Consider the following 25,313-nt stretch of genomic DNA (forward strand, 5'->3'; position numbering starts at 1 on the left):
TAACAATCAACCACTTACAAATAACCTTCCATATACACCTTTGGTGACATCCCAAATTCCGATTGAAAGCATTTTGAAAAATAAGAAGCATTGGAGAATCCGACCATATACATCACCTCGGAAACGGTAAACTTTTTTTGCTGTAATAACAGCGCTGCTTTTTTGATACGAATGCTGCGTATATACTCCACCGGTGTATAGCCTGTTAGTTGCTTAATTTTACGATGGAGTTGTCTGGCGGCGACATCCGTCAGCTCACTGAGCCGCTGCACCGAAAATTCCGAATCGTCTAAATTTTCTTCGATCAGCCGTGTCACATTGGTCAGAAATTTTTCATCTGGTGAATGTACAGCTATTGCTTCTGTGGGTTTACTGATTTCGTCGATACGCAACTGAGCGACAATCTTATCTTTCCTATCCAAGAGCTGCAAGAGCTGTATCTGGAGCAAGTCCAGATCAAAAGGTTTCGCCATATAAGCATCTATGCCGACGGCAACCCACTCGCGTCTGATCAGCTCATCGTTTTGTGCGGTAAGCAAAATAATCGGAATAGTTGCCGTCACGATATTTTGTCGTAGTTTTTTCACCATTTCAATCCCCCCCATATTGGGCATCATGGCATCCGTGAGAATAATGTCGGGCACAAAACTATGTCCGTCGATCAAGCGTAAGCCCTCGCTACCATCACTCACAATGCGGCAATCGTAATGTGGCTGCATGGCATTTCGTAAAAAATCAGCGAGTTCGGCATTATCTTCGACGATCAGTAGTTTTCGTTTAGCCCCTACCGGTATGCTATCGGTCGCATCCTCATCGTTTACATGGTCATGTTTCCAACTAAGCGTTACGGCTGTGCCCTTTTGATCGCTCGCTATATCAACGGTCCAGCCCAACTGTTCACAATAACTTTTGACAAGGTACAGACCAACGCCCGTGCCCTGTACAGCACTCACTTCTTTCAGGGAAGAACGATAGAATTTGCTAAATACATAAGGTAGGTCTTCAGGTGCTATACCAATTCCCGTATCCCGAACGACAAGCTTGACATCTGGACCAATTCCTTTCAGCCGCAGTTCCACGCCACCCTCCGGACGATTATACTTACAAGCATTAGCGATGAGGTTGTTGAGAATCGATCCCAGTTTGGCTACATCGGTCTGTATAAAAAAGCTCTCTACATCGGTAACAAAGCCAATATGGACGGTACTGTACTCAGGTATCTGCTGCCAGTCAGCTATAATTTGTCTGCTATAGGCGACCAGATCCACCTGAGAGGTAAGCAAGCCCTGCAAGGGCGTCTTCTGCTGCTCGACCTGATCAAAAGTCATCAATTCCTGAATGAGATGGCTTATTTTTAAGGCATTTCGATGAACACCGTCCAACTGCTTCTTTTTGTCACTGTTTTTTGTCTGCCGCATCATTTGGCTGACAGGAGCCAAAATCAGACTTAGCGGGGTTTTCAGCTCATGCGACACAGCTGTCAGGAAGTCCATTTTCATCTTTGTGAGCTCAAGTACCTTCCTCCGTTCGCGCCTTTCCCATTTTAGCGTACTGCGAACCCTGAAAAAATTGACAACCCAAAATAGCAGGAAAATAACAATGAGGGCGTAAACAGTTTTGGCCCAATAGCTTGCATACCATGGATAACGGATCTGAATATGGTAGGTATAAATCTCCGACACAACATGACCGGCGACATCCACTTTAGCCAACTGAAGGTCGTAGTTACCCGAACTTAAGTTGGACAGAAGCACTTTGTTATCACCCCGTTCCATCGGAATCCAGGTTTCATTTTTTCCTTTAAAAGCATAAGCTAGGCGATAGCCCAAATGATTCCCATAATCCAAATCGGAAAATTCAAGCCGGAGGTTATTCTGATCATGCGCCAAAGTGATCTCGTTTTTATACCGTAAGCCATAGTCGTAATTACCGAAACGTTCATTATTGACATACATTGCGGTGAGCACAATCTTTTTGGAACCATCCAGATCCGCTAGCTCATTTTGCGCGGGCAACAGGACCACCTCATCAATTCCGCCCAGCACCACTTGTTCCCGCTCGGCATCGTAGTACATTGAGGATATTCTTTGTCCGTATCTTAACAATTCAGTTTTTAAACTCTGCTTATTAACCTGCCACACGCCAGTACTCGTTGCCAGCCAGATGCTTTCTTTGACCTCAGCCATGGCAGTTACTTCTCCTTTACCAACAGGATCAAAACGAACCAATGTATTTTTCCCATCCGGAGCAATACGCCTCAATTCGCCATGTTCCCCTACCCACACCGTTTGCTGCCCATCCTTCAGCATAAAGGTCGCCTGATCCAATGCATGCCCTGCGCTGTCTTTAATCTCCGTTATTTTCCCTGTGGCCACATCAATGCTACTGATCCCCTTATTATAGAACAGCGCTAATATCTTCCCCCTTCCGTTGTCAACAATCTGATTGGCAAAATCTTCCAGAAGACCGTCAGCTTTACTGAAATTACGGTTTGCTATGACCGGGCCCTTCGACTCCAATAAACGGCTTCGGCTGACGACAAATATTCCCCCCATATAGGAGGCCACCCAGAGATTATCCTGTCCATCTTGTAAGATATCGTACGACCATTTCGCATTTCGTCTTCCACTGGCATCGACAATTGTAAAGGTTTTAAACTGTTTCGTATGTGCATCAAACACATTGGCGCCACCGTCGGAAGCTATCCACACCAATCCCGTATGATCCTCAAATATATCCCGGATACGGTTGTGTGCCAAACGATAATTCTTGGCATCCATACGGTACCAGCTGCTTTCCGTATTCTTGTCGTCCAGCCCACGTACACGGATCAAACCATTATCGCCTCCCAACCAATACCAGCCATTGCGATCCTTGTTAATTTTATAAAAACGGTTGCCATCGCTGCTCGCTGTCAATTGATAGATCGGCAGTATTTTTTCCACCTTGCGGTTGGACCATAAGGAAAATCCCAGGTCTGTACCCAGCCAGATATTTTCCGACCGATCCTTAAAGATACTCCACACGATGTTATTGGCCAGCGAATTTCTATTCCGGGAATCATGTTTGATCCGTTTGACCAACTGCTGATCCAGCTGATACGTAAAAAGACCATCATCCGTACCGACAAGCAAGGTGTTGGAATCTTTGGAAGCCATCGCTTTGATGGGATGATTTTGTAATACCGGAGTCTTCTTAAGCGTATGGTTCTCCGTATTATAGCGATACAGGCCATATTCTGTTCCAACAAAGGTACTTGCCGATTCCGGAATAGAAAATATAGAATTCACAAATTGATTACTCCCCGGCCTATAATCTGGGATCGGTAGAGGCACAATATCTTTTTTTGATGGACTTAATTCAAAAAGCCCATTATACGTACCGATTAAGATTCTATCGCCCACCTTTTCCAGTGCATACACGGCGGTTTTTGATTTATTCTTTGGAAATGAATTATGATAATCAATAAGTTTGCGTGTTTTAGTATTATAGCAATACAAACCACTTATTGAACCTATCCACAACGTATCGCCAACAAGCAGCAAAGCCCTGACATCTCCAGGCCCCCCTGTCGGAAAAGATTCAAAACGATCGAACTGATAGTTATAGAGCAGCACACCCTGCCCTGTCCCCAATGCGAAATATTTATTATCGATCAGTGCAATACAGTAAACGAACGTCTGAAAAGGAGATTTGGTCCCCGTGAGCGGCTGCAGCGCATAGCCATCATAATTAAATAACCCATTGTTACTTCCCAGCCAAAGCATCCCCAAGCTATCCTGTGCAAAAGAGTGGACTGTATTTGCATTCGTTCCCAAGGAAATATTGCGAAAAGAGGGATAATCCAGCGATTGCCCGAAAACAGCCGTACCCACGAAGGAACAGACAAGTAACCAATAGAAATAAAGAGATTGCATTTTTTATAAGCGCTATACCACAAACTTAATTATTTCAAATGGAATAGCACTTATCCAATCAATCTTCTCAAGCGGAAATAGCATTCTGTAACAGTAGCAAAATTTGCCTGTTTTGTATCTGCTGCACATGAAGTGAGCAGTAACAAAATAAAATATAAACAATAGCGATAAAACCCCATGCCTGTAAAACTATGAAATTATCGGCAAAGATTTTTAAAAGCCCAAAGATCCGGAACAGGTCATGTACGCTGAAGGTACGATTCTGACTTTTGTACGTTTTCCAGGCGGTATGATTTAACCAGCAATCCTTCCTAAACAAAACTTTTTCAAACGAAGCTCAATAAATGTTGTTCTGTTTGAAAAAAGTATATATGGCACATTTAGAAGTAAAACCTAAAAATGGAGCACCTTGGTGGTTATGGCTCCTTCTTTCACTGATCGCATTGGGATTGGTCCTCTATTTCATCAATCGTTCTAACAGTGGCGCTAGGTTAAATGAAACCAGCTCCGATACGACCGTTAATTCAAGCGCGCCACAAGGAGATACACTTGCGACCACCGTTCCAGAATGGAATTCAATTGATTTCAACAGTGCTGAATCTTCCGATCCAAACATTACGGATAAGGATATCCGTGTACGTTCGAGCGATGCTTATACCATCTATTCGTTAGGGGAAAACATCTTGTTCGCAACCGATAAAAATACCTTAGAAAGTACAGCTGAAGCGAAGCTCAACCAGATTTCAGCAGCTTTAAATAAAAATTTTAAAGGAGCCTATGTTGGCGTTTTCGGCAATACGGATAGCACAGGTACAGTTTCCCACAATAAGCAGCTTGGTGTAGAAAGAGCAACCGCTGTCAAAGACTGGCTCGTCAAGCGTGGCAACATTGCTCAGGAAAAAATCAGTATACATTCTCGTGGTGAAAAAGCGCCAGTCGCCAACAATGAAACTGCAAGTGGCAGAAATCAGAACCGCAATGTGGAGATTGTCGTTTTTCGGAATAAATAAAAATTGATAACCAATAAAATTAAAGACATGGCAATAGAAGAAAACAACTATAATCATTTGATTGAACTCGGTGGAAGCGATTATGAAATTGTCGACGGCGAACCAGATATCCGAGGCTGGAAAGTGAAAAATGAAGCTGGTCAATTGATCGGCAAGGTGGATGATCTACTCTTTGATCCTGAAAGCCTACAAGTCCGTTATATCATCGTTGATCTCCATGACGCCGATTTTGTTATTGACGAAGACAAGAAAGTATTGGCCCCCATTGGATTAGCATCGCTTTATGACGGTACACAAATTCAGGCCAGCAATGAGGAAACCACGCTGGTTCCACCTGTCGAGCCCATCGATCCTAGCGTGATCCTTACGGTAGACGAAATTCCGACGGAAGAACCAGCAACAGATTATCTGTATAATCCTGCCGACGATGGCGAAGTAGTGGTCATATCCGTCAGTGAAGATCAGTTAATTCGACTGCCTGCTTACCAACAGGATAAAGTCACGCCCGAAACAGAGTTAATTACACGTCATGTATTTGAAGGCACTGGCGATGTAGGTTTCGTCGTAAGCTCTAACAGCTATGACCCGACTGCATTCTACGATCATTATCACTTTAGCGAAGATACGTTCTATAGCGGCGGGAAAAGAACCGAAAGTCTTCCGACAGATCAGACACAGCGCACCCGTAGAGTGGCTGCACGACATGAGCAAGGGACGGGGCACGAGCCGGGTACACTCGACAACAATAGTGAACTTTAGTATAATCACGTACAACTACTTTGAGCGGCTTAGATAATATGCGTTATTTAAGCCGCTTATTTATAAATAACTGCAACTATAGCGTGCATAGACAAACCCTAAATGCCGTATTACTTGAATTTAATCGTGTAAATACCCAAACCGTCAGTATTTTATAACCTATCGTACCAAATTACTACTGAAATCCCTTTTCCGCCATAAAAACTGCATTAAAATTGCATGATTTGTAGAAAATCAATACAAATCGCTTATGAAAGCAACATATAAAATCGTCAACCAAAAGAATAGACAGATAATCCGAAAGTATTATGAAAAATATAGCTGGTATAAACTGGACCGCGAGGAGCTCACACAGGAATTACTCATCCGTGGCGGCTTTCTAGCGATTCTAACTTGGTTGTTATGGTAAGCTAAACATACACCGGCAGAGATATCAATTCACGATATCCAAACCATTTGCAGTTCTGTGTTGTTATATCTGTAAACTTAAATCAACAACACCTTGAACAGATTTACACGAATTGCTTTAAAAACAATACTGTGGATTATTGGCGGCATCATTGCGCTTTTTATGCTGATCCTTTTTTTATTGCGCCTGCCCAGTATACAGAATTATATCGCCGGAAAAGTAACGCATTATGTCGAAGGCAAGATCGGCACACCCGTTAGCATTGGCTACATTAATATTGATTTCCCCAAAAAATTGGTCCTCGAAAACATCTACCTCGAAGACCAAAGTAAGGATACCCTGGTTGCGGGAAAAAGCATTGCCGTCGATATCAATATGCTCAAGCTTTTGAAAAATACGGTAGAGATCCAAAGCCTGGAAGCCCGCGGAATTACCGCCAAAATACGACGTACTCTTCCCGACAGCGCCTTCAACTTTGATTATATCGTTAAGGCCTTTGCTTCTGAAAAAGAAAGTGAACCTACTGCTGACACCACTTCTGCCCTGCTGTTTAACCTCGATAAAATACAGTTTGAAAAAATACATGTGGTTTATGCCGATGCTGTGATTGGTACCAGTGCCGACGTCTATCTCGGTCGTTTAAATACCAACATAAAGAAATTTGACCTGACCAAAAACATGGCCTTTGAGCTACCTAAAATCAATATCGACGGACTAAATGCAACGGTCAAGCAGTGGAAGCCCGCCGCAGCAGGCGCAGGCCCATCGGTAGAAGATTTTGGTATCACCGATAAAACGGCACAGACAACTTCCCTCCTTCCTGACGTGGGTATACAGGTGGCCGACCTCAATAATATTTTGGTCCGCTACGAGGACCAGTCCAGTGCACTGAAGTCGCAATTTGTCCTAAAAAGATTCCATGCCGACATCAATCAGATCGATCTGAACAAACAAGTTGTCGACATCCAAAAGCTCGATCTCGACGGCTCGGACAACAATGTCCTGCTCGGAAAAATTCAACAGGCTACTGCCAAGGTGACAAAAACCAACGCAACGAAAGCAGACGCGGCAACAACCAACGCAAAAAACAAGGAAGCAAAAACTGGGAAATCAGACGCCCAGGCAGAAAAGAACGGCACTGCAAAAACAGCTTCCGGTGCGGCCACAACGATGAATTGGGTAGTTTCCGCAAAAGACATCATCATCAACAATACCAGTATCCGTTTTAAAGACGACAATCAGCCGCGCATCAAAGGCTTCGATTATTTTAATATCCACATGCCCGGTCTAAAAACCAGGTTAACCGATCTGTACTACAGCGCCGACTCCATGAGCGGATCCTTGAAAGAACTCGTGGCAGCCGACCACTCCGGCTTTGTCATCAAGCAATTAAAGGCCGATTTTAAGTATACCAATACCGGTGCCGAAATCAAAAATCTCTATGCGGAAACTCCTCGCACCCTGATTCGCGATTATGTTAAGCTAAGTTATCCTTCCCTGGATATCATCGCCAAAAGACCAGAATTGATCACGGTCAATGCCAACATCACAAAAAGCTATATTGATATGCGCGATATCCGATTTCTCGCACCCTTTCTGGACACCATGCAGGTGATGAAGCCCCTGCTCGACAAAAAATTTTATATCGACACCCGCGTGACCGGCCGTGTCGATGATCTGCATATTCCGAATATCGACTTCAGGACACTTTCCAATACCCGATTGATTGCCAGCCTGCATCTGAAAGGACTACCCGATATGAATAAATTGTCGGTAGACCTCAACCTGAAAAAACTGACGACAGGCCGTTCGGATATCGAAAAACTCGTTTCCAAATCGATGCTGCCTGCCGGAATCGAATTACCCAATACCATCGGTCTGAGCGGAACTTTTAAAGGTGGAATGACTGCCTTCAAGACCAACCTCGCATTGGTGACCGAAAAAGGCACTGCCAAAGTCGATGGAACGATCCAAATGACCAAGCGCGATACCCTATACGATGCGGCAGTCAACGTTCGTGACCTCAATATCGGTCAAATCATGAAAATGGACAGTACCCTGGGCATCCTTTCTTTCGAAGGAAAAATCAAAGGCAAGGGTACCGATCCTAAAAAACTGATGGCCAATTTTGACGGTAAAGTGAACCGGCTGGATGCGATGGGCTACCGCTACTATGATATCGACATGGATATATCGGCCGATAAGGGTGCGATGAAGGCATCCATTCTAAGTCCCGATCCGAATATCAAACTTAAGCTGAATGCCAGCGCCAATATTAAATCGACTTATCCCAAGGTAGCATTCGAACTGCTGGTCGACAGCATCAACTTGCAAAAGTTACACCTGATGCAGGATGCGCTTAGCTACCGGGGCAAACTGAGCGGTAACTTCAGCACGGCAGATCCGAACTTTTTGAATGGTGAAGCGCATATTACCAATTCGTTGATACGATATAACTCCGATCGTTACGCACTGGATACTGTTTCACTCTTGGCCAAGGCCGATACCAGCCGCAATCAGCTGGTGCTGCGTTCTGATTTTCTGAATGCCCACCTGGTCGGCAAATACAAAATTCTGGAGCTGCAAAGTGCCGTCCAAGATTTGCTTCAGGTTTATTACAAACCCGAAAAGCCGGTCAAGATTCCGGCCTACTCACCGCAGATCATCGAATTTTCGGCACAGCTGAGCCGCAATAGACTGATTCAAGATTTTCTGCCACAGCTGACAGAAATGAAAGCCATTACCCTGGACGGTCTCTTTAACAGTACATCCAAAAACCTCTCGGCCAAACTGGATGCCCCACGCATTGTGTATGCGGGTACGGCGATTGACAATGTAACCCTGGATATCAACAGTCTGGATAGCGCCCTCTATTATTCGGCCTTAATCAACAAAGTTAAAATGAGCAGCATTGAGCTGACCAATACGGTTTTCAGTGGTAAGGTTGCTCACAACATCGTCAACATGGGGCTTTGGATCAAAGATAAGCAGGATAAAGAACAGTACCACCTGGGGGCCAACATGGAGGCCAAAAATGGCCTATTTGAATTCAGCCTGCTGCAGGACGGCCTCATGCTCAACTACGATAAGTGGGATGTGGCGCCCAACAACACCTTAAAATTTGGCAGCGCAGGACTGCTGGCGAACAATTTTGTCCTCAGCAACAAGGGACAGGAACTGCGCATCGCTTCCAAGGACAGCATCCTGAACTCACCGCTTGATGTGGCGTTTAAAAATTTCCGTATCGAGACACTGAGCAAGATGGTCATGAGTGACAGCCTGGATGTCGGCGGCGGCATCAACGGACAAACCACGCTCTCCCGCTTGGAAAGCAGTCCTGTTTTTGTTGCCGATCTTGTCGTCGACAAGTTTTACTTCGGAAAAGATACCGTGGGCAATATCAATATCAAAGTCAATAATGAACGCGAAAACACCTACAATGCCAACGTAAGCATTACCGAAAACGGAAATAACCTCGTCCTGAGCGGAGACTTTATCAATCCACCGCAAGGCGATGCAGCGCTTGACTTCACCCTGGATATTGCGCCACTGACAATGAAGACCGTACAGGCATTCAGCATGGGCAACCTCAAAGACGCAAAGGGTAACCTGGAGGGTCAGCTAAAAATAAATGGATCGCCTTCGAAACCACAGATCAGAGGTGACCTCAATTTCAGGGAAGCAGAATTTAATGTAGCCATGCTCAATGCCCTGTTTAAAGCAAAAGATGAACAGATCCGTTTTGACCAAAATGGTATTTCGTTTCCCAAATTTGAACTCGAAGACAGCAAAGGCAATTTTGCCCAGGTCAGCGGTTCTATCAAGACACAGACCTACACCGATTTTGAATTTGACCTCGGCATCGCCATGGACAATTTTGAAGTCCTAAATTCCACTCAAGCAGACAACGATCTATTTTATGGAAAAATGTTTCTGGGTACCGATCTGCAGATCGGTGGAAATCTAGACAAACCTGTTGTGGACGGTACCATCAAAGTACTTGACAGTACCGATTTTACCATGGTAATGCCCAACAATGATCCCGGTATGGCCGATCGGAAGGGTGTAGTCGAATTTGTAGACAAACGCGATACGGCCACCGCAAATGCCCTTGCCCGATTAGATTCCATGACCGTCACCAAACTGACGGGCATAGATGTCGACCTGAACCTGCAGACCGATAAGGATGCTAAGTTTAAGATTCTGCTTGATGCAGGCTCGCAGGATGCCCTAAACATTCAGGGCGAGGCCGAATTAAATGCCGGCGTAGATGCCAGCGGTAAAATAACCATGTCGGGCACTTTTACCGTGGAGAGGGGAAGTTATTCGTTCAGCTTTGGTCCCGTCAGCAGAGACTTCAAATTTCAGAAAGGAAGTACAATTACCTGGAATGGCGATCCATTGGACGCGCAGTTGAATATTACGGCAGTATATACCTTAAAAGCCCCTACGCTAGAACTGGTAGCGCCACAGCTTGGCACGCAGAACGCCAACTTGTACAAGCAAAAGATACCTTTCGACGTGCTGCTGAAAATTTCAGACCAACTGTTTCAGCCACAGCTCAATTTTGATATCGACCTGAATGCCAACAATGCCATCGTATCGCAGGATGTGATCAGTAAGGTAGACAATGCCCTGACGACCTTACGCGATAATCCTTCCGACCTCAATAAACAGGTCTTTTCACTGATAGTGCTGGGGCGTTTTATGTCGGCCAATCCATTTGAAAGCCTTTCTGGTGGCGGTGGCACAGAAGCCCTGGTACGCAATAGTGTCAGTTCGTTTTTGAGTTCGCAGCTCAACCGCCTGGCCTCCGATTTAATTACGGGAGTTGAACTTGATTTCAACCTGACCTCAGCAGACGATTACAGCACCGGAACTGCCCAGACACGTACCGACCTGAACATCGGGGTGTCCAAAATGCTGCTCAACGACCGACTGAAAGTCAATATCGGATCTAACTTTGAAGTAGAGGGAAATTCACGTCCTGGTGAGGCGGCCAATAATATTGCCGGTGATATACAGCTGGATTATCAACTTTCACAAGATGGGCGCTACTTTGCGCGCTTCTACCGCAAAAATCAATACCAGGTCACCTTGCAAGGGCAGTTTGTTGAAACGGGTATCGGCTTTATCATTACCATGGATTACAACCGATTTAAGGAGATCTTTATGCGCTCCAAAAAACTCAAGGAATATTACAATACAGGCAGCAAGAAGTTTAGGAAACGTTTTGATGTGGATCGTATGGAGCAGGATTCGGCTTATCGGGACAGCGTCCGCACCGTCATCCGCGACAGCCTGATGCTCCATAGCCCCGAATACCGCAAACGCATGGAAGAACAGGAAAAAGAACAGCATCGCCGCCAGCAGGTGGACAGCACAGCAAACAGCGCAGGGAAAAAGAGTACGCCTAAGCAGTTAGATACGATCAAAACCACAGCAATTAAAAATGAAGACGAAGAAAGGGCTTACCATGCAAATTAAACTACAGGGGCTGATTGGCCTATTTATAATAAGCGGCATCATTGCGGCCTGTTCGTCGACCAAAAACCTACCCGAAGGCGAGAGCCTGTATGTGAAGGGAAATGTGAACATCGCATCCGATACCATTTCGAAGAAAAACAAGGAGAAACTGGCGACCTACCTGGCCGAATCGCTGCGGCCCAAACCCAATAAGCGGTTGCTGGGCATGCCCTACAAGCTATATTTTAACAATATGGCCGGCGATACCGCCAACAGCAACTTTATAAAACGTTTCCTCAAAAAAATTGGCGAGGAACCTGTACTACTGAGCGATGTAAACCGGGAGTACAATGAAAATCTGCTGCGCAACCGACTGGAGAATATCGGATTTTTCAATGCCGAAGTAACCTCTGATACCACCGTTGAAAACAAGAAAGCAACGGTAGACTATACCGCCAAGCCCAATCTGATCTACCGCATTAAATCGGTCACCTTTGATGTGGACAGCACGACCCAGCTCGGCCGCGATATTCAAGGGACTTCCGGCGAGAGCCTGCTACGGCCAAACAACAACTACAGCCTGGATGTGGTACTCAACGAACGGGACCGGATAGACAATGTCCTTAAAAATAAGGGCTACTATTATTTTAGCCCAGACTATATCCTGGTGCAGGTCGATAGCACCATCGGCAACCATAAGGTGAATCTGTATGTCACGGTAAAAAAAGAAGCCCCTGAACAGGCCCGGGTACCGTCCAAAATCAACAAGATTTATATCTACCCCAACTATACGGAGACCGGGGCAGGCTACCAGCGGTCGGCCCGGAATGCCGAGCCTTTTGATAGCAGTTATTACTTTATCGATCCAAAACACAGCTTTCGCAAACCTGTTATTGCCAATCACATCTTTTTCAAGCGGGGCGACCTATACAACCGCGATGCCCACAACCGGACGATCAGCCATTTGGTGAACCTGAACAGCTGGAAATTTGTCAAAAATAACTTTGTGGACAGCAAGGAAGTGCCCAACGCGCTGGATGTGTACTATTACCTTACGCCCCTGCCCAAGAAATCCATCCGGGTAGAGCTGCTGGGCAAGATGGCTTCCGTCTACAACGGTACGGAAGTGAATGTTAACTGGACCCTGCGGAATGCTTTTAAAGGAGCCGAAAAGCTCAATATCAATGTATTTGGCGGCTACGAACTGCAGACGGGAGGCAATGCCGATCTTAACTCCAGCTATTTCCGGTACGGTACCGAGGCCACCTTAACCTTTCCGAGGATATTGACGCCATTTGGTACCATCAATCCTTCGCGCCAATTTATTCCGAACACCTATATCAAGGCACGCTATGAATTTTTAAACCGGCGAAAAGCCTATACCCTCAATTCCATGGCGCTGAGCTATGGTTACAGCTGGCAAGAGAACGAAGAGAAACAGCATGATCTGGCGTTGATGGAAATCACCTATGTACAGCCGAGAGGCATTTCGGAAAGCTATAAAATGCAGATGGATACCATTCCGGCGCTGCGGCATGTAATCGATCCCCAATTTACGATTGGGCCCAATTATAATTTCACTTTTCAGAATACCATGAAAAAGCATCTGCAGAATACCTTTTATTTTAAGGGCAATCTGGACCTGTCGGGCAATATTCTGGGACTGATCAAAGGTGCAGATTTTAACAAGGGGAAGACCTTTAAACTTTTTGACGCCTACTTCTCGCAGTATATCAAAGCCAGTGTCGACGGCAGGCATTATTTCAAGCTCAGCGAAAATTCACAACTAGCTTCCCGGGTAAGCATCGGGATGAGCTACTCGTACGGCAATTCGCGTTCCCTCCCCTACCTGAAGCAATATTATGTGGGTGGTCCGAATAGCATCCGTGCCTTTGGCGCACGTGCAATCGGACCAGGTACAGTGGCACCCGAGCGACTCGGAAACGGGCTTTTTTATGCCGATCAGACGGGCGACATCAAGCTGGAGCTGAATACCGAGTACCGAGCCAAAATAGCTGGTCCCGTCCATTGGGCAGCCTTTATTGATGCCGGTAATGTGTGGCTACAACGTGAGGATGAGAATAAGCCCGGGGGCAAATTCAGCAAGGATTTCCTCAAGGAACTTGCCGTGGGCGGTGGCCTGGGGCTACGCTTTGACTTCACCTTTCTGATCCTGCGTACCGACTTTTCCATCCCGTTCCGCATTCCTTATTTACCAGAAGGTGAGCGCTGGGTACTGAAAGATATCGACTTTGGAAGTTCAAGATGGCGGAAAGACAATTTGATGTTTAATCTTGCGATCGGTTATCCATTTTAGTCGATTTGAGCAAAATGCATGATACAATTAAACAGCTATTTCTCTTATGATCAATGAAAACTTATTGGGAATTATTGCGGGGATCCTAACCTCCATTTCGATGTTACCACAGCTGATCAAGGTATTGAAAGAAAAGAATGTGGATGACCTTTCTCCCGTTATGCTGTTAACCTTAATCATAGGACTTGCCCTATGGGTATGGTACGGCATAATGAAAAGTGAGGCGCCCATTATCTATTCAAACAGCTTTGCTGTTCTCGTAAACCTGTGTCTCCTGGGCAGCTATCTGATTTACAGAAAAAAGGCATAAAAAAAGGCGGATAACATTGCTGCTATCCGCCTTTAACCTGAAAACACTATTCTACAAACCGTTCAACCAGTTATTCACCTCATCTTGTGTTTTACCTGTTTTCTTTTGAAGTTTACCTACCAATTCATCCTCTTTGCCTTCTGCATATAGTAAATCATCATCAGTAAGGTCTGCGTATTGCTGTTTTACCTTACCTTTAATTTCGTTCCAACGACCTTTCCATGTTAATTCGCTCATATTATTTTCCTTTCGTTTTTTATAGATAGAACAGCCTGCAGCTGGAATCGTTTAAAAAAAATTGTTATCAAATGTTAAAAAATATTTACGGTGATTTTACTCCGTTTTATCAATGGTCGTTTCTTCTTCATCGAGCGGCGCCGGCGGGATTTTATCGACATTGCGTTCGATTTCCTGTGTCTCTACATGGACTGCGAATTCAGACGGTTCAATTGGTATTTCCATTTCCGTAGCATACTCCCGTGTAAAAATCGCACCGAAATAAAGAATCGCTGCAGTATAATATACCCAAAGCAAAATAAGTACAAATGAACCTGCCGCCCCGTAGGTATCCTGCGTGGCCGAACGTTCGAGGTAGATGCCTATCAGGTAACGACCGATAACAAATAATATAGCCGTAAACAGGGCACCGGCACGAACAGTCTTCCATTGAATATTGACATCGGGCAAGGTTTTAAAGATCACGCTAAAAAGGATGACAATAACCACGAAGGAAATGACAAAATTGATGACGTTCATCAGCACGACCGTTATTTCCGGAAAATAGCGCTGCAGCTGCCCGGTTAGGGCCAAAATAATGCCGTTGACGATCAAGGTAACCACCAACAGAAAGCCCAGGCCGATTACGAGCGAAGACGATAGCAATCGGTCCTGAATTAGTTTTAACCAACCCTTTTTTGGTTTTGGGCGTACATGCCATATTTTATTGATGGAGTTTTGCATATCGCCAAAAACCGTGGTTGCCCCGATAATCAGGGTCACTATACTGATCACCAGCGCCATATTGGATTTGCCCGACAGCTGAAGGTTCTGAATAACCTCTTCAATCTGTTTGGCGGCGCTATTGCCCACTAAACCGTTCAGTTCGGTAAAAACCTTTCCCTGAATGGCTTCGGCACCATAAAATATTCCGGCCAATGCGATCATTAAAACCAATATTGGACCAATGGAAAAAACGGTATAATACGATAATGAAGCGCTGTATTTCATGGAGTCTTCATTGATAAATCCCGATACCGTATTTTTCAGTATGGTCCAATAGGTCTGTAGCTTGCTTGTCTTTTCCTTTTTTACATCCATTGCTGTCGTGTTTTTAATCTTTATTTTTCAAATTCTGTCTTGTCTTATAAGAAAGAAACTCTTAAATAGGCCAGAACGTTTGTTTTTTTTAGGAAAATATAGTTCGCGTTATACATTTTCTGCCTGCATAGTAGCATAGCCTATGCGAGGAAACACGAAATAAGTCCGCTCAAAATCAGGCAGTAAGCCGGCACAAATTATCATAAAAGAAATAAAGCAAACTAATGATTAATCTTCCTTGTTCCTCTACAAACAGCATATAAAATTTAAACAGCATACAAGATTAAAAAATAGTATAACGAAAAGATGAAAAGTAATCAGAACGACCCGAATATATTAAATGACCTTATTAAAATCAACAATGACCGCATCGAAGGATACGAGCTGGCTATTGATCTGGCCAACGAGCAGGGCGAAGGTGCCCGGGAAGCTGTGTTCAGAAAGATGATCGGGCAGTCTGAAAAGTTTATTGCCGAACTCAGTCCACTGGTTGAGCTTGCTGGCCAATACGCGACTGACCGGACCAAATTAAGCGGTGAGCTTTTTCGGCTGTGGATGGTGATCAAATCAAAATTATCGGGCGGTAATATGCAAGATTTATTGGAGCATTGTGAGCGCGGCGAGGCAGCGTTCCGAGAGGTTTACGAAAAAGCGCTGGCGGAGGAAAACAAGCTGTCTATCGGGGCCAAAAACTTGATCCAGATTCAGCTGAGCCAGCAGCGGGAAGCCCATGAAAACATTAAAATTCTGTGCGGGATCTAGATTTTTCTGCATCAATGAGTCAATGCAAAAATAGTAAGAAAAAAAATAGGCTAGGGAACCAATCCCTAGCCTATATAAATACAATAATCTAACTTGCCTAAGTTATCCAAAAAAACCACTGTCAGCGCAAGAATGTTTTAAAAATTTTTCGAAATTTAATTTCCTATTCGCGCCAAACGTCCGTACATCTCCACAAAAGCGCATTGATCTAACAGCCACTTGGATTTTTGCTTTTTCTCCAAAGTCCATTCGACATCAAACAGCCCGTCGTGATCCCTCATTTTATACCATGCGCGGTCTAGGTTTTTCGCAAAAATGTCCAGATACTTTCTATTTCCATCCTGTTCAAATAAACTGATATATCCTCTCATCATTACAGCATAAAACCATACATTACTATTCTTTAACACTGGAAAAGTATCTTGGTCCATGGACTGAAAAAAATACGCTAGACAAGCTTTTGCCAGCTCTTGGGCATCGACCAGATATTTTTTTTCCTTGGTAAATTTGTAAAGCAACGCTGCTGCTTGCAACATCTGTCCAGCATTATAGGAATACTTGGCTTTACCAATATTTCCATTGAGCTGAATATTATCCCAATACAGCTTGTCCGCAGGATCTTGCAGTCCTGCCTTTGTCCACTCATATAAATGTCGCGCTTCATTCAGATAGTCTTTCTCCTGAGTAGCTTCAAATAGCTTTAGTGCAAACACTGCCGCAGGAGCATTGGAACAGGTATTTTTAGATTCCTTTTTCTGTTCACACCAATAGATTCCACCACCGAGCTTGTCGTCCGCACCGCTTTTTACAAAAGCCCAGATCTCTTTCGCATGCTTGAGATAATCGACCTTTTTTGTCTGCAGATAACTATCGGTAAAGTCAATACCCAACCAGACGTTATCATCATAAAACCGGTCTGATGCCGGAGCAGAATTGATATAGGAAGCATAACCAACGGGCTCCCTGGAATGATCCCTATATTCCATTAATCCTAGTAGCACGCGCTGGTCAAGGATCTTTTGATAAAGGGCTTTGTTCTTTGGGAGCTCCATCAATGTATTTACAGCGGAAAAGCTCCCCGAGAATGGCCATAGGTAGGCATATTTCTTTTGCCCGGCCGCCTGTTCGGAATTATCAAGATAGTCCGCTTTAAAGCTCGCGTCGAAAGGATATTTCTCAGTCAACAGCTGGTTTTTGGTATTTCCATACTTAGCGTAAATAATAGCTAACGTTCTTTGGGCACGTTCGGCAGACTGTCCCTTATTGAGTTGACCATAGCCTGTTAAATAGCATAAACCCGACAGCAGCACGGTCGTCGTGATCTTAATGATTAGTTTCATCAGCATATGTACTTTAAGAAGCCCCCGGAACCTTTTGGGTCAGGAAGACTTCTTTGTATTCATTCCATTATTTTAATTTATTTTCATAGCTTGCTAATCCTTCAAAAAGCATCGCAGCACTTGCATAGGCAGTAATTTCACTATTGCCAATAGGGGGTTGCGCCCAGGACGGACCAAAGAACAGCGTCGGTAGACTTGTTCCCTTGGTCCAGGCAATTTTACCATTATTGACCAGAAATTTCTCAAACTTACTGCGGTAGGCTGCATCAATTCCTTCCTGATTTAAATAGTCTACAAAATATCGTATAAATATCCCTTTAAACAATGCGCCGTCGCCGCTTCCCTCGTCGCGCAAAATATTATTCCCGCCATCGATACAACGTGTGATTGTGTAATAACTAATTTTTTGCGCATCAACCAGATAAAGCTGATCTTTAGTAATCTTAAAAAGCTCCACTGCGGTACCAAGGAACGTCCCCTGATTATAAGTAAGCGTCGTCATATCCACATTACCTGTCTGACCATTAATATTATCATAAACAGCGCCTGTTGACGGATTATACAAGGTTGCCTTTTGCCATTCGTAGATCTTCTTGGCCCAGGTCAGGTAGTTTTCATCTTTTGTCAAACGATATAATCTAGCTGCCAGAATGCTAGCTGGCCCATTCGAGCAGGCATTTTTACTATAGCGCATATCTTTCTTCCAAGCCAATCCGCCGCCTGCATATTGCTCATCCCACGCACCAATAATATCTTTCCATAAAAGTAATACGGTGTCGAGGTATTTTTGCTCCTTGGTAATTTCATATAAGCGCAATATGGTCAGTGCATTCCATTCCATATCATCATAGAATACGTTATAATAGGTATTGCCATTTTTGATCTTCACACCTTCAAACCATTTGCTGAAATAGGCACTATATCTGCTGTCCTTCGTTCGTAGATAGGCATCGATAACAACATCCATGGCATGTGCATTGGGCCAATATTGAAATCCCAGATCGGATTGATTGATCGCATTGTTAAAATACCCGGACTCATTCCAGAACCCGGCAATCATCTTATCGGAAACCTGTGTTGCAATAGCTGTCCAGCTTTCCTCGACGGTGTCTTCATACGGGTAGCTGTCCTCAATCTTGGTGCATCCAAAGAGTAGAAACAATAGGGATGACAGTATAATCATTTTATTCATCGGGTCTCCTCCTTTAATTTGGTACGACAGTATGCGTATAGTCTTTGTCGCCTTGTAAAATCATCGCTATTTTTGTTGGATGGCCGTCTACTGCATCTACAAATTTCCATTTATCATCCCATTGCGAAAGATTGGACAATATGCGAACGAAATAATAAGAAGGAGCTGATGAACTATTGGGCGGACTGTCCGTCCCGTTTTGAGTTCCCAGCTGTAATGTTTCAGCCTTTCCGGCCTTAACGGTTTCCATTTGGAACTTATAACGTTGGTCGCGGCCCCAACTTTCCTGTTTAAAATTGATGATACCCGTTGCAGCCCAAATTCCCTTCCCTTGATAAGGTAGATCCAACACTACAGCTCCGGATGGCGAGAAATAAACGCCCATGTTTTTGATCTCTGTGTAGGTAACTGCTGCAACATTGAAATCTATTCGAATACGATATACTGCGGTCTTAGCAATGCTGTTACTTCCGGTTTCACCTTCTTTTATTTTGGTTTGATCTTCCGAATAGAAAACACGTCCCTCAGCAGACTTGCGATCCGTAAAAATATATTTTTTACCGGCTTCCAATTTTGTAAAGATCTCATATTCACCGTTCCCTACCAATTTAAAAGGTAAAGATGAGGCAACATCCGTCCCACCCTCAGTTGCCTCTCCAGTGATAAATAATTCATCGGGGATTTCCGCAAAGCCTTCCAGTGTTTTGATGTTCAATACCTTCTTAGCTTTGCTCAACACCCGTTTCATTCCACGGATAGCGTAGACTGACCAGATTACATCGCCGCTCTCACCAGGGTTGATCCCCGCTTTCGTCGCGACCTGATTCAATATTTTGTGACTGATATTGGCGCCGTTTGAGTTTCCATTATTATCCGACGTAACTGTATAAAGAGGCTTGCTAAAATCGCCGTCGAGCTTGTCAAAGACAACTTCATATTGAGCTGCCCCACCGTCGGCAACCAAGGCCGACTCCCATTCAAAATACAGCGCGGCGGAGCTGGAACTTAATAATTTGACAGCTTTTCCATCTGCAGGGGCATATAGGTTCTCAACAGCAGACACCTCTGCGTCAGCGTATTTCATATCGTCTTTTTTACAGGAAACGATGCTCGCAGCCAATGCGACCATTGCTATAACTTTAAAATACCATTTCATGTCTTTATCCTAAATTTATGGTTCGAAACGTACATTTTTTTAATGCGACGTTTGCGCTAATTTTTTTAATTAAGTTTAGTTTGAGTAGCCCTGATTGTTAGGCAATAAATTTTTATTTAGATCGATCTGGGTTCGTGGTATCGACCAAAGATAGTCTCTACTTTCATCAAATCGACGGATATCCAGTTTGATATTGCTATTGTTACTACCATATTTAGCACCCAATACCTGGCCGTCCAAATAAGTTTTACCGGCCTTCCAGCGCATGATATCATAGTAACGCAATCCCTCAAGTGCGAGCTCGCTTCGCCGCTCATTTCGGACAATTGTTTTCAGATCCCCGGTAGTCGGAAAGTCTAACGCTTTTGATGCTTCAAAACCAGCCCGCTGACGAATAGGTCTGATCGTCATATCCCACACTGCTGCATTGAGTTGTCCCAGTGCTTCTTTTGCTTCTGCATACATCAATAAGATATCGGCGTACCGAAACATGATGATGTTCAATCCTGCATCGTATTTTACCGTTGCTGTTACATCGTAGTATTTCTTTACGTAATACCCTGTGGCAGAAGCGTTGGCACTTGCACCCTGATATTCGTCGAGCCGTTCCTTATCGCTTGTACCCGAGCCGGGTTTAATAAAAATCTTGCGTGTTGTACCGTCAAAATCTGTCCATTGTCCGCCATGGAAAACGATGGTTGCGGCCATGCGTGGATCGCGGTTCACATAGGGATTACTATCGTTATATTGCGGATCCGTTGCAATGGTATTTCCGCCCAGTGTCAAATAATTATCAACCAGACTTTGCAATGGTGCATATCCGTTTAAACGTGCCTGTGCAGAGATCGGTGCTGCATCATATAACTTATTCCAGGTTTTTAAAAGAGGTACATAGGCATAATCCAGAATAACTTCTGAATTGTATTCATTGGCTGCAGTAAACAGCTCCGGATAACTGCGGAATAATGAATAAGTTCCAAATTCCGTTTGTTTTTTCATCAGATTTTCACAGTACTCCACTACTTTATTCCAGTTGCTTTCATACAGGTAGGCCCGGGCTTGAAAGGCTGAAGCGGCGCCCTTGGTAATCCGGCCGCGGTCGTCTGCCGGTAAAGCATCTTTGTTCGGTAGATCGGCCATGCATTGATCCAACTCCTGATGGATAAATGCCATAATAGTCGCTTTTTCTGTCCGAGGAAGAGTCTTAGACTCTTCCAATGAGATATCTTTCGTGAAGAAAGGCACAGCGCCATAGAAATTAACAAGTCTAAAATAGAGAAATGCACGGATAAAGCGTACCTCGGCGGTACGGCGTTTTTTGAGTGCCGCATCCATTCCGGGTACACGCTCTACATTCTCTAGATAGACATGGCAGGTCTTAATACCACCGTAAAGATCGGACCACTCTGCCCCAAAGCGGCCCAGTGTTGGATCGGCGGTTCCATTACGAATTGCGCGCTGGTCTGTGTTTGAGCGCCCCTCAAAAATATTATCACTCAGGGCTTCATCATTCCACATACGATCTGCTGAATACAGCTGATTATAGGCCATATTGACCATTTTTTCGGCGTTGTCTGGATAGTCCCAAAAATTTTCATCGGTAAAGCGATCTGTTGGCAGCGTATCCAACTTATTACAGGATGTTAATTGGAGAATTGCCATTAAACTCAAGCCTCCAATAAGTATCTTATATAGTTTCATTACATAAAAGGTTAGAATTGAATATTTAATCCACCGCCATAGTATTTCAACGTCGGATAATTGCGGGCACTATTTGCCGAACCACCCATGTTAGAATCAAATTCGGAGGATTCGGGATCTATCCAGGAGTTTTTGCTCAAAGTCAGCAGGTTTTGGGCATTGATGAAAAAGCGAACACGCTGCAATCCCAATTTCGACACGACTTCTTTGGGTAACGAATAACCTACCTGTATATTTTTCAATCGAGCATATTTCCCATTGAAAAGATAGAGATCAGAATCTTTCCCAAAGTTGTTGGTCGATGCTGTTGATCCATTTGCAGTCAGTCGGGGCCAGCGTCCATCAATATTGGTCGGCGTCCAGTAATCGAGTTGATGCTGATAAATGGTATAGGAATAATTCTGATGAAATGGTTCGATCAACTCTCCCCGGATCATCATATCGCGCTTGCCTACCCCTTGCCAGAACATACTAAAATCAAAATCTTTATAATTCAGGTTATAGGTAAGACCAAATGTAAACCGGGGGAAACCATTGCCCAACACAAAGCGGTCCCGTGCATCGATAATTCCATCGTTATTGCGGTCGACATACTTTACATCTCCGGGGCGCAGATCTGCTGCCGTAATACCGCTCGGCAAGGCCGAAGTTTCAATATCCGTTATATTTTGAAAGAACCCGGCCATCTTGTACCCATAATAGGAATTATAGGGTAGCCCAACACGCGTTAATTTAGTAATGTTATCGACTGTCGAAATACGGTCATCGCCGGGCATCGCAATAATCTTATTGTGACTATCGCCCATATTCGCATTGATCGTATGGTGGAAATCGCCTGTTGTAGCACGGTAGCTAAGGTTGATTTCCCAGCCCTCATTGTTCATTTCACCTAAATTCTGATTCTTTAGGGAGGTTCCGAATGTGGAAGGTATTTGAGGCGACATCAAGATATCAACTGTACGCTTTTTAAAATAATCGAAACTGGCCGTTAATTTATCATGAAAGAAGGTGGCGTCCAACCCAACATTGAAGTTATAGGTTTTCTCCCAGCGTAGATCCAGGCTGGCATAATTAAATCCCGCAGCAGAAACAGGTTTGTTGTTAAATCCATAACTGTTCTGATAGGATTCATAGGTAAAATAATACGCATAGTCGTCTACGGCCTGATTGCCAAGAACACCATAGGTAGATCTGATTTTTAGGCTACCGACATGTTGTTTATACCAATTCATAAATACTTCGTCGGATGCCCGCCATCCGAGGGATCCCGAAGGAAAGAAGCCCCAGCGATTAGCTTTCGAGAACTTAGAAGATCCATCGTAGCGAAAGCTAAATTCGGCAAAATACCTACTTGCAAAGTCGTATCCGGCACGACCGAAGATCGAATTGATACTATTTTGCAGTGTCCCATTTGGTGTCACACGGGCACTCACGGGATCGATAACTGTCCCTGTCGTAGGTGTGCCGAGGACAGGATCAGTAAATTTCATTTTCAGTTCGTTTTGTCGGCGTGTATAGGATTCGTTGGATGCTCCAAACAGACCTGATACATGATGGCTGCCAAAATTTCGGTCATAATCCAGAAGGAGTTGAAAGTTTAACAACGAGGCTTTTTCGTTAAAATCTTCGGTATTGCGGTCTGAATTGACGTAGACCTGAGGTTGCGTGGCATCTGGACTGGAATATAATGGCACCTGGATTCTACGGATAGAACGGTGATCGGCATAGATGTCCGCTCCGAAGATACCACGCAGTTTTAAACCTTCGAACAGTTTTGCTTCGAGATTCAGGTTGATATTAAAATAGTCGTTATCATTTTTAATATAGCCGCCTTCATTCAGTTCGGCCAGAGGATTTTGATCTGTAAGTGCATTGTTGACAAGATATTTTCCATTATCAGCCTGCATGCGATAGTAGTAATAAGGCGGAAGTCTGGAAGCATTGATAATGGCACTTCCGGCCGTGTTGCTCATGTTGTTGTTGCGGGTATAGGCTAAGATTGAGGTCAATTTAAAACGTCCGATCTCTGTACTGAGGTTGCTCCGCAAATTGTACCGCTTAATGCCAAAGTCCTGTCCGACAAAGTTGCTGGGCTGATTGTAAAAGCCGCCGGAAAATAAATAGGAACTTTTATCTCCACCCCCGGCCACACTGATATTATATTTTTGCTGGAAAGAGTTTTTCATGATTTCCGGCAAGTTCCACCGCTCGATATCCTGATGGGCATATAAGTCTGCAATAGCCTCTGGTGAAAACTGTGGATCCATTCCTGAGTTGGTCAGCGCAAGATTACGAAGGGTCGCGTTTTCATATCCTGCAACCGGTGAAAATAAAATTTTGGGTTCTTGCACGCCCCACTGTGTACCGACAGTCACTGCAGGCCGCTGATTCTGGCGTCCTCTTTTGGTGGTTACCAAAATAACGCCATTGGCAGACCTCGAACCATATATCGCCGTAGATCCAGCGTCTTTCAATACCGACACCGTCTCGATATCATCCGGATTAATCTTATTGAGCGTTCCGCCTTCTGTAATAATTCCATCGATCACCACCAGCGGCGCATTACTGTTTATGGTAGATATTCCACGAATATTGATATTCATCGAATTATCGTTGGGGTCCATGCTTTTCTGTTGGATGGTCAAACTGGGTGAGGCTCCTTGAAGGGCTTGCGTTACATTGCCTACAGGTCGGTTTTCGAAAGTCTTCGCACTGATCTGGTCAACGGCCCCAACAACACGCTGACGTGTCGTGGTACCATAGCCGATTACTATAACTTCTTCGAGCTGACTGTTGCTATTTTTCATGATCACATTGAGCTGCCCCGATCCATCGGTCCGCAGGGAAGACAGTTCTCCGCTCAATGCATCATAACCAACAGAGGAGAATACCAAGGTTGCTTTGGGTGAAAGATTTGTGAGGGTAAATAGACCATCACTATTGGTGGTAGTACCTATAGATTCATTTCCTTTGACCCGCACAGAGACATTTGCGAGCGGTTCGCCACGTTCATTGGTCACACGTCCTTTTACGGGGACTTGATTTGGGGTAATCGTAAACTCCATCGGTACGGACGTTATGGAAGCTTTTGGCTTATCATAAATGACCACAGTCTTATTATCCAACTGGTAGGACAAGGGCTGATCTTTAAAGATCTGGTCTAATACATCCGACAATTGACGGTCCCTAACTTTTATGTCAACAGGCTTCGCGTTTACCATCTGCCGTTCCGTGTACAGAAAATTGTACCCCGTTTGAGATTTGAGTTCCCTAAATATTTTCTTAAGGCTCATGTTGGAGTATTCTAATGTTACCTTTTGTGCAAAGGTGGTAGCGCTAACCTGCATAAAAGTAACCAAGATAATTATGGTTGTCAATCGCATAATAAGCCATAGTTTACGGAATAGCAGATATGCTATCTCCTTTTTTCTGATATAATTTTGATACATTTGTAAGGTTTATTTGCAGTGTATTCGAGTCGTCCAAAACAGAAACATACTGCAGATTGGATAGTTAAATTTTAATTGTCCCAAACGGCAACCGAGTCCCTTCAGGATCTTGGTTGCTTTTTTATACCCCCCTTCGTGGCTATTCGTTTTGTCGTTTTTTGTTCATCGGTTCGTTTATTTAGGTTATTGTGTCATTAATTATTTAGCG

General features: G+C 44.2%; 15 protein-coding genes. 7 read left to right on the forward strand and 8 right to left on the reverse strand.

Annotated elements, in window-relative coordinates; translation table 11 throughout:
• Positions 1–14: 14 nt before the first annotated feature.
• Positions 15–3,917 carry a hybrid sensor histidine kinase/response regulator transcription factor gene (locus tag B2O97_RS00400; protein ID WP_286766659.1) on the reverse strand — a complete coding sequence of 1,301 codons (3,903 nt, stop codon included), beginning with the start codon at positions 3,915–3,917 and terminating at the stop codon, positions 15–17.
• A gap of 371 nt (positions 3,918–4,288) precedes the next feature.
• Here B2O97_RS00400 and B2O97_RS00405 point away from each other — a divergent pair, with 371 nt between their 5' ends.
• From B2O97_RS00405 to B2O97_RS00430, 6 genes are all read left to right on the forward strand, one after another.
• Complete coding sequence (locus tag B2O97_RS00405) at positions 4,289–4,927, forward strand: OmpA family protein (protein WP_112376551.1); 639 nt, start codon at positions 4,289–4,291, stop codon at positions 4,925–4,927.
• 27 nt (positions 4,928–4,954) lie between these two features.
• Positions 4,955–5,686, forward strand: coding sequence for a PRC-barrel domain-containing protein (locus B2O97_RS00410; RefSeq protein WP_112375994.1), 732 nt, complete (start codon positions 4,955–4,957; stop codon positions 5,684–5,686).
• 250 nt (positions 5,687–5,936) lie between these two features.
• Entirely contained in the window at positions 5,937–6,095 is a 159-nt protein-coding gene (locus B2O97_RS00415; protein WP_172462486.1) for a hypothetical protein, read from the forward strand.
• Positions 6,096–6,188: 93 nt separating this feature from the next.
• Positions 6,189–11,582: a translocation/assembly module TamB domain-containing protein gene (locus B2O97_RS00420; protein WP_286766660.1), complete on the forward strand. Its 5,394-nt coding sequence runs from the start codon at positions 6,189–6,191 to the stop codon at positions 11,580–11,582.
• Positions 11,548–13,878, forward strand: coding sequence for a BamA/TamA family outer membrane protein (locus B2O97_RS00425; protein ID WP_286766661.1), 2,331 nt, complete (start codon positions 11,548–11,550; stop codon positions 13,876–13,878). Before B2O97_RS00420 ends, B2O97_RS00425 begins: the two co-directional genes overlap by 35 nt.
• A 46-nt stretch (positions 13,879–13,924) precedes the next feature.
• Positions 13,925–14,188 (forward strand): SemiSWEET transporter, encoded by a 264-nt coding sequence (locus tag B2O97_RS00430; protein WP_204991011.1) that lies wholly within the window; start codon positions 13,925–13,927, stop codon positions 14,186–14,188.
• 51 nt (positions 14,189–14,239) lie between these two features.
• Here the strand turns inward: B2O97_RS00430 and B2O97_RS00435 are convergent, their stop codons facing one another.
• Together B2O97_RS00435 and B2O97_RS00440 are read right to left on the reverse strand one after the other, a co-directional pair.
• On the reverse strand, positions 14,240–14,425 hold the full coding sequence (locus B2O97_RS00435) for a CsbD family protein (protein WP_108635218.1): 186 nt from the start codon (positions 14,423–14,425) through the stop codon (positions 14,240–14,242).
• 96 nt (positions 14,426–14,521) lie between these two features.
• The gene (locus B2O97_RS00440; protein ID WP_159333185.1) at positions 14,522–15,505 is read right to left on the reverse strand and encodes a YihY/virulence factor BrkB family protein; all 984 of its coding nucleotides are present in this window, start codon (positions 15,503–15,505) and stop codon (positions 14,522–14,524) included.
• 306 nt (positions 15,506–15,811) lie between these two features.
• On the opposite strand from B2O97_RS00440, the gene B2O97_RS00445 reads away from it, so the two are divergent.
• Positions 15,812–16,267, forward strand: a complete 456-nt coding sequence (locus B2O97_RS00445) for a PA2169 family four-helix-bundle protein (protein WP_159333186.1) — start codon at positions 15,812–15,814, stop codon at positions 16,265–16,267.
• A 155-nt stretch (positions 16,268–16,422) separates the two neighbouring features.
• Here the strand turns inward: B2O97_RS00445 and B2O97_RS00450 are convergent, their stop codons facing one another.
• From B2O97_RS00450 to B2O97_RS00470, 5 genes are all read right to left on the reverse strand, one after another.
• The gene (locus tag B2O97_RS00450; protein WP_286766662.1) at positions 16,423–17,607 is read right to left on the reverse strand and encodes a glycoside hydrolase family 76 protein; all 1,185 of its coding nucleotides are present in this window, start codon (positions 17,605–17,607) and stop codon (positions 16,423–16,425) included.
• A gap of 67 nt (positions 17,608–17,674) precedes the next feature.
• Positions 17,675–18,799 (reverse strand): glycoside hydrolase family 76 protein, encoded by a 1,125-nt coding sequence (locus B2O97_RS00455; protein ID WP_159333188.1) that lies wholly within the window; start codon positions 18,797–18,799, stop codon positions 17,675–17,677.
• Positions 18,800–18,812: 13 nt separating this feature from the next.
• Complete coding sequence (locus tag B2O97_RS00460) at positions 18,813–19,955, reverse strand: SusE domain-containing protein (protein WP_286766663.1); 1,143 nt, start codon at positions 19,953–19,955, stop codon at positions 18,813–18,815.
• Between the two features lie 75 nt (positions 19,956–20,030).
• The gene (locus tag B2O97_RS00465) at positions 20,031–21,656 is read right to left on the reverse strand and encodes a RagB/SusD family nutrient uptake outer membrane protein (RefSeq protein WP_286766664.1); all 1,626 of its coding nucleotides are present in this window, start codon (positions 21,654–21,656) and stop codon (positions 20,031–20,033) included.
• A gap of 11 nt (positions 21,657–21,667) precedes the next feature.
• The gene (locus B2O97_RS00470; RefSeq protein ID WP_286766665.1) at positions 21,668–25,105 is read right to left on the reverse strand and encodes a TonB-dependent receptor; all 3,438 of its coding nucleotides are present in this window, start codon (positions 25,103–25,105) and stop codon (positions 21,668–21,670) included.
• Between the last annotated feature and the right edge of the window lie 208 nt (positions 25,106–25,313).

This window comes from Sphingobacterium sp. UBA865 (genome assembly GCF_002295765.1).
Classification (GTDB): Bacteria; Bacteroidota; Bacteroidia; order Sphingobacteriales; family Sphingobacteriaceae; genus Sphingobacterium; species Sphingobacterium multivorum.

Coding starts and splice junctions, on each gene's coding strand:
- B2O97_RS00430 (WP_204991011.1), top strand. CDS start 13,925: ATGATCAATGAAAACTTATTGGGAATTATTGCGGGGATCCTAACCTCC.
- B2O97_RS00440 (WP_159333185.1), bottom strand. CDS start 15,505: ATGGATGTAAAAAAGGAAAAGACAAGCAAGCTACAGACCTATTGGACC.
- B2O97_RS00455 (WP_159333188.1), bottom strand. CDS start 18,799: ATGAATAAAATGATTATACTGTCATCCCTATTGTTTCTACTCTTTGGA.
- B2O97_RS00445 (WP_159333186.1), top strand. CDS start 15,812: ATGAAAAGTAATCAGAACGACCCGAATATATTAAATGACCTTATTAAA.
- B2O97_RS00470 (WP_286766665.1), bottom strand. CDS start 25,105: ATGTATCAAAATTATATCAGAAAAAAGGAGATAGCATATCTGCTATTC.
- B2O97_RS00405 (WP_112376551.1), top strand. CDS start 4,289: ATGGCACATTTAGAAGTAAAACCTAAAAATGGAGCACCTTGGTGGTTA.
- B2O97_RS00425 (WP_286766661.1), top strand. CDS start 11,548: ATGAAGACGAAGAAAGGGCTTACCATGCAAATTAAACTACAGGGGCTG.
- B2O97_RS00400 (WP_286766659.1), bottom strand. CDS start 3,917: ATGCAATCTCTTTATTTCTATTGGTTACTTGTCTGTTCCTTCGTGGGT.
- B2O97_RS00435 (WP_108635218.1), bottom strand. CDS start 14,425: ATGAGCGAATTAACATGGAAAGGTCGTTGGAACGAAATTAAAGGTAAG.
- B2O97_RS00415 (WP_172462486.1), top strand. CDS start 5,937: ATGAAAGCAACATATAAAATCGTCAACCAAAAGAATAGACAGATAATC.
- B2O97_RS00460 (WP_286766663.1), bottom strand. CDS start 19,955: ATGAAATGGTATTTTAAAGTTATAGCAATGGTCGCATTGGCTGCGAGC.
- B2O97_RS00410 (WP_112375994.1), top strand. CDS start 4,955: ATGGCAATAGAAGAAAACAACTATAATCATTTGATTGAACTCGGTGGA.
- B2O97_RS00450 (WP_286766662.1), bottom strand. CDS start 17,607: ATGAAACTAATCATTAAGATCACGACGACCGTGCTGCTGTCGGGTTTA.
- B2O97_RS00465 (WP_286766664.1), bottom strand. CDS start 21,656: ATGAAACTATATAAGATACTTATTGGAGGCTTGAGTTTAATGGCAATT.